The 6367-nt window shown below is 56.1% G+C and carries 5 protein-coding genes and 1 pseudogene; 3 read left to right on the forward strand and 3 right to left on the reverse strand.

Features of this window, described 5'->3' with window-relative positions; translation table 11 throughout:
- The first annotated feature begins 1 nt into the window (after window position 1).
- The 3 genes from ACQZ5Y_RS24760 (at window position 2) to ACQZ5Y_RS24770 (ending at window position 4318) form a co-directional block, all read left to right on the forward strand.
- Complete coding sequence (locus tag ACQZ5Y_RS24760) at window positions 2-2539, forward strand: arsenate reductase (azurin) large subunit (RefSeq protein WP_174060376.1); 2538 nt, start codon at window positions 2-4, stop codon at window positions 2537-2539.
- 68 nt (window positions 2540-2607) lie between these two features.
- Window positions 2608-2991, forward strand: coding sequence for a c-type cytochrome (locus tag ACQZ5Y_RS24765; protein WP_174060377.1), 384 nt, complete (start codon window positions 2608-2610; stop codon window positions 2989-2991).
- Window positions 2992-3049: 58 nt separating this feature from the next.
- Complete coding sequence (locus tag ACQZ5Y_RS24770; RefSeq protein WP_174060378.1) at window positions 3050-4318, forward strand: molybdopterin molybdotransferase MoeA; 1269 nt, start codon at window positions 3050-3052, stop codon at window positions 4316-4318.
- Window positions 4319-4572: 254 nt separating this feature from the next.
- Here ACQZ5Y_RS24770 and ACQZ5Y_RS24775 read toward each other — a convergent pair whose 3' ends face one another.
- From ACQZ5Y_RS24775 to ACQZ5Y_RS24785, 3 genes and pseudogenes are all read right to left on the reverse strand, one after another.
- Window positions 4573-5376, reverse strand: coding sequence for a sulfite exporter TauE/SafE family protein (locus tag ACQZ5Y_RS24775; protein ID WP_174060379.1), 804 nt, complete (start codon window positions 5374-5376; stop codon window positions 4573-4575).
- A gap of 124 nt (window positions 5377-5500) precedes the next feature.
- Complete coding sequence (locus ACQZ5Y_RS24780) at window positions 5501-6052, reverse strand: hypothetical protein (protein WP_236763131.1); 552 nt, start codon at window positions 6050-6052, stop codon at window positions 5501-5503.
- Between the two features lie 67 nt (window positions 6053-6119).
- Window positions 6120-6278: pseudogene (locus ACQZ5Y_RS24785) on the reverse strand (transcriptional regulator); the annotation flags it as partial.
- Window positions 6279-6367 lie beyond the last annotated feature (89 nt).

A 6367-nucleotide genomic window follows, 5' to 3' on the forward strand; every position in this document is an offset into this window, starting at 1 on the left:
CATGGCTTTCAAACGTCACATCGACCGTCTGCCGATCATCCCCGCAGACGCCAAGAAGCACAATGTCACCTGCCACTTCTGCATCGTTGGCTGCGGCTATCACGCCTACACGTGGCCGATCAACAAGCAGGGCGGTACCGATCCTCAGAAGAACGTGTTTGGCGTCGATCTGTCGGAACAACAGCAGGCGGAGACTGACGCCTGGTATTCGCCATCCATGTACAACGTGGTCAAGCAGGATGGCCGCGACGTTCATATTGTCATCAAGCCCGATCATGAATGCGTGGTCAATTCCGGCCTGGGCTCGGTACGCGGCGCCAGAATGGCCGAAACAAGTTTTTCCGAAGCGCGCAACACCCAGCAACAGCGTCTGACAGATCCGTTGGTCTGGCGCTACGGCCAGATGCAGCCGACGAGCTGGGACGATGCACTCGATCTTGTCGCCCGCGTGACCGCAAAGATCGTGAAAGATAAGGGTGAGGACGCACTGATCGTTTCTGCCTTCGATCACGGAGGTGCTGGCGGCGGCTATGAAAACACGTGGGGCACCGGCAAGCTTTATTTCGAGGCCATGAAGGTCAAGAATATTCGAATCCACAACCGCCCTGCCTACAATTCCGAGGTGCACGGCACGCGCGACATGGGCGTCGGTGAGTTGAACAACTGCTACGAAGATGCCGAACTTGCCGATACGATCGTCGCGATCGGTACCAACGCGCTTGAGACCCAAACCAATTATTTCCTGAACCACTGGGTCCCGAACTTGCGCGGCGAAAGCCTAAACAAGAAAAAGCAGATACTGCCGAACGAACCGCATGAGGCAGCCAGGATCATCATCGTTGATCCGCGCCGCACTGTGACGATCAACGCCTGTGAGGAAGTAGCCGGCAAGGACAACGTCCTGCATTTAGCGATCAACTCCGGCACTGACCTCGCTCTGTTCAATGCACTGTTCACATACATCGCGGACAAGGGCTGGGTTGATCGCGAATTCATCGACAAATCGACCTTGCGCCAAAGCGTGGCAAGGCCGCCGCAATATCCCGCGCGTGGCGAATCGGACGCCAAACCGGGACATTTATCCAACTTCGAGGGCGCCGTCGAAGGCTGTCGTATATCCATTGAGGACGCCGCGAAAATAACGGGGCTCGAGCAAGCCCAGATCGTCAAAGCCGCCGAGTGGATCGGCATGCCGAAGGAAGGCGGAAAGCGCCGCCGCGTCATGTTTGGTTACGAAAAAGGCCTGATCTGGGGCAATGATAACTACCGCACCAACGGCGCCGTGGTGAACCTTGCGCTGGCCACGGGCAATATTGGCCGACCGGGTGGCGGCGTCGTTCGTTTGGGCGGTCACCAGGAAGGTTATGTGCGCCCATCGGACGCTCATGTCGGCCGGCCGGCAGCTTATGTCGATCAGCTTCTGATCGGCGGTCAGGGCGGAGTTCACCACATCTGGGGCTGCGACCATTATAAGACGACGCTCAACGCGCACGAATTCAAGCGTGTCTACAAGAAGCGCACCGACCTGGTGAAAGACGCCATGAGTGCCGCCCCCTATGGCGATCGTGAGGCAATGGTCAACGCCATTGTGGCCGCTATCGATAAAGGCGGCCTCTTTGCAGTCAACGCCGACATTATCCCGACCAAGATCGGCGAGGCTTGTCATGTCATCCTGCCAGCCGCCACATCCGGTGAGATGAACCTTACATCGATGAACGGCGAGCGCCGTATGCGCCTGACCGAGCGCTTCATGGACCCGCCAGGCCAAGCGATGCCAGACTGCCTAATTGCGGCTCGCCTCGCCAACAATATGGAACGTATTCTGACCGACATGGGCGACGCGAGCTATGCCGGGCAATTCAAGGGTTTCGACTGGAAAACTGAAGAAGACGCTTTCATGGACGGTTACAACAAGCACGCTCATGGCGGTGAGTTTGTGACCTACGAGAGGCTGAGTGCCATGGGCACAAACGGTTTTCAGGAACCGGCGACGGGCTTTTCCGACGGTAAGATCGCGGGCACCAAGCGTCTTTATACCGATGGCGTGTTCTCCACGGAAGATGGAAAGGCACGCTTCATGGATGCGCCCTGGCGTGGGCTTCAGGCGCCAGGCAAGCAGCAGCAGAAGGACAGCCACAAGTTTCTGATCAACAACGGTCGCGCCAACACCGTTTGGCAATCTGCCTATCTCGACCAGGAAAACGACTTCGTCATGGATCGATGGCCGTATCCGTTTATCGAGATGAACCCGCAGGACATGACGGAGGCAGGCCTGAAGGAGGGTGATCTCGTCGAGATCTACAACGACGCCGGCGCGACCCAGGCAATGGCCTATCCGACGCCAACGGCGCGGCGCGGTGAAACCTTTATGCTGTTCGGTTTTCCGACAGGCGTGCAGGGCAACGTCACGAATGCCGGAACCAATGAACTCATCATCCCGAACTACAAGCAGACCTGGGGCAACATTCGCAAGATTGCCAACGCACCCCGCAATGTTGCCCATCTCACCTTCAAATCGAAGGAATACCGTTCGCTCTGAACACTCTCCGGGGGCGGCGAAGTCGCCCCCCTCCCCCAATCGTAAGTCAGGAATAAGGAAGTTTTCACATGCGGTATTTTCTCGCAACATTGTCGTTATGCGCATTTATGGCGCCGATCGCCCACGCGGAAGGCAATGTCGACAATGGTACAATCATATTCAAGAAATGTGCGGCCTGTCATGCGGTCGGCGAAGGGGCGAAAAACAAGGTTGGGCCTGAACTCAATGCGATTATCGGCAGAAAGGTAGCTGCAATCGAGGGCTTCAACTACTCCGCAGCCTTCAAGGCAAAAGCTGAAGAAGGATGGGCTTGGGACGAGAGCCACCTCACGGAATATCTTTCCAATCCGAAAGCCTATGTCCCAGGCACCAAGATGGCATTTGCCGGCCTTAAAAAACCTGAAGAAATTGCCGATCTCATCGCCTATCTCAAGACATTCCAAACACCATGAAAGCTTGGTGCCCGTCTGCCGATCAGGTGGGCACCGTCATCCTTTGCGAGGGGATAACATGAACATCGAGGCAGGTCTCAAAGGCAAAAACATCGGTTGTTTTGACGGTACGGACAAAATGAGTTTCGAGAATGCTGTCGAAGCTGCAATTCAGTGCGCGAAGCCTCCTTTCCAATCCGAACGCGTTGCGTTGCTGGATGCGGCGGGGCGAGTCCTGGCCGACGATGTCGCCGCACCCTCGTCTCTACCTCGGTTTGATCACTCGGCCATGGACGGCTTTGCTGTTCGAACTGCAAGCTTTTCCGGGTCTGGACCGTGGAGTGCACGTATCGAAAGAGTGATAGCTGCAGGTGCCACTGAGAGCATGCCAGCGTTCTCAGACGAAGTAGCTGTCGAAATCTATACAGGCGCGTCTATCCCGGCTGGCTTCGATGCCGTCATGACGCGCGAAAGCTGCACGCGTTCCGGCGGGGAGATTACGTTCTATGTCGCTCCTAGTCAGGGGTTGAATATCCGCAGAGCAGGCGAAGACATTGTAGAAGGAACGGTCGCAGTGCCGGCTGGAACTGCCGTTACGCCGCACACCGCTGCACTATTGGCGGGATTGGGTATCCGCGAGATTGCGGTGCGTCCCAAATTGCGTATCGCCTTCTTCTCCACCGGTTCCGAACTGTGTCAACCCGGCGAACGGCTTCAGGTTGGTCAGCTATACGACTCCAACCGCTACATGGTCACAGCACTGTTGGCCCTACCATGGATCGATTTTACCGACCTCGGACACCTGGACGACAACCTTGACATGATTTCCCGATGTCTCGCCGATGCGTCGAACCAATTTGACGTCGTGATTGCTTCTGGCGGAATGTCGCAAGGCGGAGCTGACTTCATGCGCCAGGCTCTGATCGCGAACGGCGGCGAGCTTTCCGTCAACAGTGTCTTGATGCGTCCGGGCAAACCCGCAGCTATCGGCAGGGTCGGAAATGCACTTTTTATCGGCCTGCCCGGAAATCCGATGGCCGCAGCTGTGGTATTAGATCAGATCGGCTTACCCGCTCTTCGGGCCTCTGCAGGAATGCGTTCGTATCGTGCTCCCGGGCAGCCAGCTATAACCGCATTCGAACTCAAAAAGCGCCAAGGTCGCACTGAGTTTATCCCTGTTAAGATCATCGGGTCGAACGATATAGGCCTACCCGTTCTTACAAAGCTTGGCCGTGGGTCATCTGGAAGTTTATTGCCTATGGCCCAAGGTGGCGGTCTCGCGCTCCTCGAGCCGGAGACCACGTGCGTCAGTAACGGCCAAGTAGTTCGCTTCTACCCTTTCGAATAACATATTCGAAGTTCGCAACGATCTACGATAGCGCGATTTCAAAAAGCACCGCCGCCCCGCACGCTTTGAAGGGTTCCGAAACAACGACCACCTATTAAACCCTGTCGATTTCAATGAAAATCGAGCGCCTTGATCGTCAGCGTATAGATGTGAAGGCCGGGCACTTATCTCGAGCCCGAGACTATGCAAAGCCCTTTCCCTAAAGCTCGTGATTTCCGCTTATTCTGGATCATCGGCTCGGATATTCTCCGGCGCTAGTGCAGCCACACCTTCACGGCTGAGATCAGCAGAATGATGGCTAATGCTGGCAGCAGCACCGCGTTCGGAACGATGCCAAGCAACTGGCCGCCGATGAACGTGCCAACGATCGACCCGGCCGCCATCACGAACAGGAAGGTTTTGTTGCGGCCGATGACCGAGAAGCTCTGATCGCGACTGTAGCGGGTGAACCCGACCAGCATTGTCGGCAAGCTTACAGCGAGAGAGAGACTACCGGCGAGCTTGATATCCGCACCAAACAGCAAGAAGAGTGTCGGGATCAGTAGCTCTCCTCCCGCCACGCCCAGCAGCGCGGCAACGATGCCAATGATAAAGCCCGCAACGACCCCGGCAATCATCTGGGCGACGCCGGTCAGCAGCGGTTGGCCAGCCGTCGCATCGTGCCCGAGCATCAAGACGATCGCGATCACCACCAGCATGGCGGCAATAACCTTGTAGAGCGTCTCCGACCGGAGTTTGATGGCCCATCCCGCGCCGAACCAAGCACCTATGAGGCTTCCTGCCAGAAGATTGACGACGATCGGCCATTGGTCGGCTATCGCCGTGAAGGGCACGGTTCCCGCCCGAAACGGAAGTGCCGTCGCGACAACTACGAGGCTCATCGCCTTGTTGAGAATGACCGCCTCAAGGGCTGCAAAATTGAAGAATCCGATCAGGATCGGAAGGCGAAACTCGGCGCCGCCAAGGCCGATGAGACCGCCAAGTGTACCGATAATTGCTCCGCCACCGAAAGCAGACGCGGGGTGACGGGGAGTTGATGTATTGGGATTTTCGGTCATGGTCGATATATATCCAAAAATATCACTAGGATGGACGGTCGGAATGGCAGACGGAAACGTGGAAGATTGCTGGTGGTGTCTTGCGAATGGCCTCACGGGAGCGAAGCCTAGGCGATCAACCAAGCTACGGCGACGCAGCGAAAGTTCTTTCGTAAATTCTCCACCCTAAAGTGGAGATACGAGTATCTTTTGGCCTCTGACCCAGCTCCAGAATCGTCGTGCGGCGCCGCACGTTAAATTCGGTCGCAGCCATCCAAGACGCAATAAGGTTTGTCTTCCATGTGAGCTGTTTAGGCAACGGCGTAATCAGACCCTTGCGAGGGAACACCTTCTCATTGACAAATCCTGTGCATAGTTCGCCTGAGGCCCCTGTGGTCAGGTCCGCGATGGCCGCTAGATCTTCGAGAACGAGACTTCCATGATCCGCGATTCCCGTTATGCTGCAGCGAATGTGGCCTAAGGAATGAGAAAAATAGGAAGCCATAACACGCTGAAAAAGTCGCGTTAGGTCTGTAAGCAAACCCACATTCGCAGCGATATCGTTTTCATCGATAATCCAAATAACATCTTGTCCCGGTGAGGATAGGCCTGATAATAAAAATGCGCTCAGGTGCGTTACTCGCAGCAGGCGCTCTTGCACGTTGGGCTTCCATCGTTTCAATGATTCGGCGCCCACCGTGTCCCCGCCGGGTCACTTCTCAGTGGAAATCAACACCGAGACAATGCCGGCAGGAATCTTCGAACTATGCAACGATGTCATCCTTGCCCACCGGGCTGCAGCAGTCGTCGGCACGCTCGACGTTCTCCCTGATCGTCGGATGACCGGCGCGGCAGTCTTCCATGAGGAATTTGACGAGATCGGCGAGCGCCTCGTAGCTGGCGCTGTAGATGATGGGGTCGGAACAAGAGCAGTCCGAAATCGTACGCTAAGGTCGAACGAAACCGGAACGATACCGTAGATCGGATGTGCAACATCCGATCTCTGTGGATT

The organism is Agrobacterium sp. A3-95 (assembly GCF_053521785.1).

What these genes read in the sequence shown, in the direction of transcription:
- ACQZ5Y_RS24770 (WP_174060378.1), top strand. Translation starts at nt 3,050, where the DNA reads ATGAACATCGAGGCAGGTCTCAAAGGCAAAAACATCGGTTGTTTTGAC.
- ACQZ5Y_RS24775 (WP_174060379.1), bottom strand. Translation starts at nt 5,376, where the DNA reads ATGACCGAAAATCCCAATACATCAACTCCCCGTCACCCCGCGTCTGCT.
- ACQZ5Y_RS24765 (WP_174060377.1), top strand. Translation starts at nt 2,608, where the DNA reads ATGCGGTATTTTCTCGCAACATTGTCGTTATGCGCATTTATGGCGCCG.
- ACQZ5Y_RS24760 (WP_174060376.1), top strand. Translation starts at nt 2, where the DNA reads ATGGCTTTCAAACGTCACATCGACCGTCTGCCGATCATCCCCGCAGAC.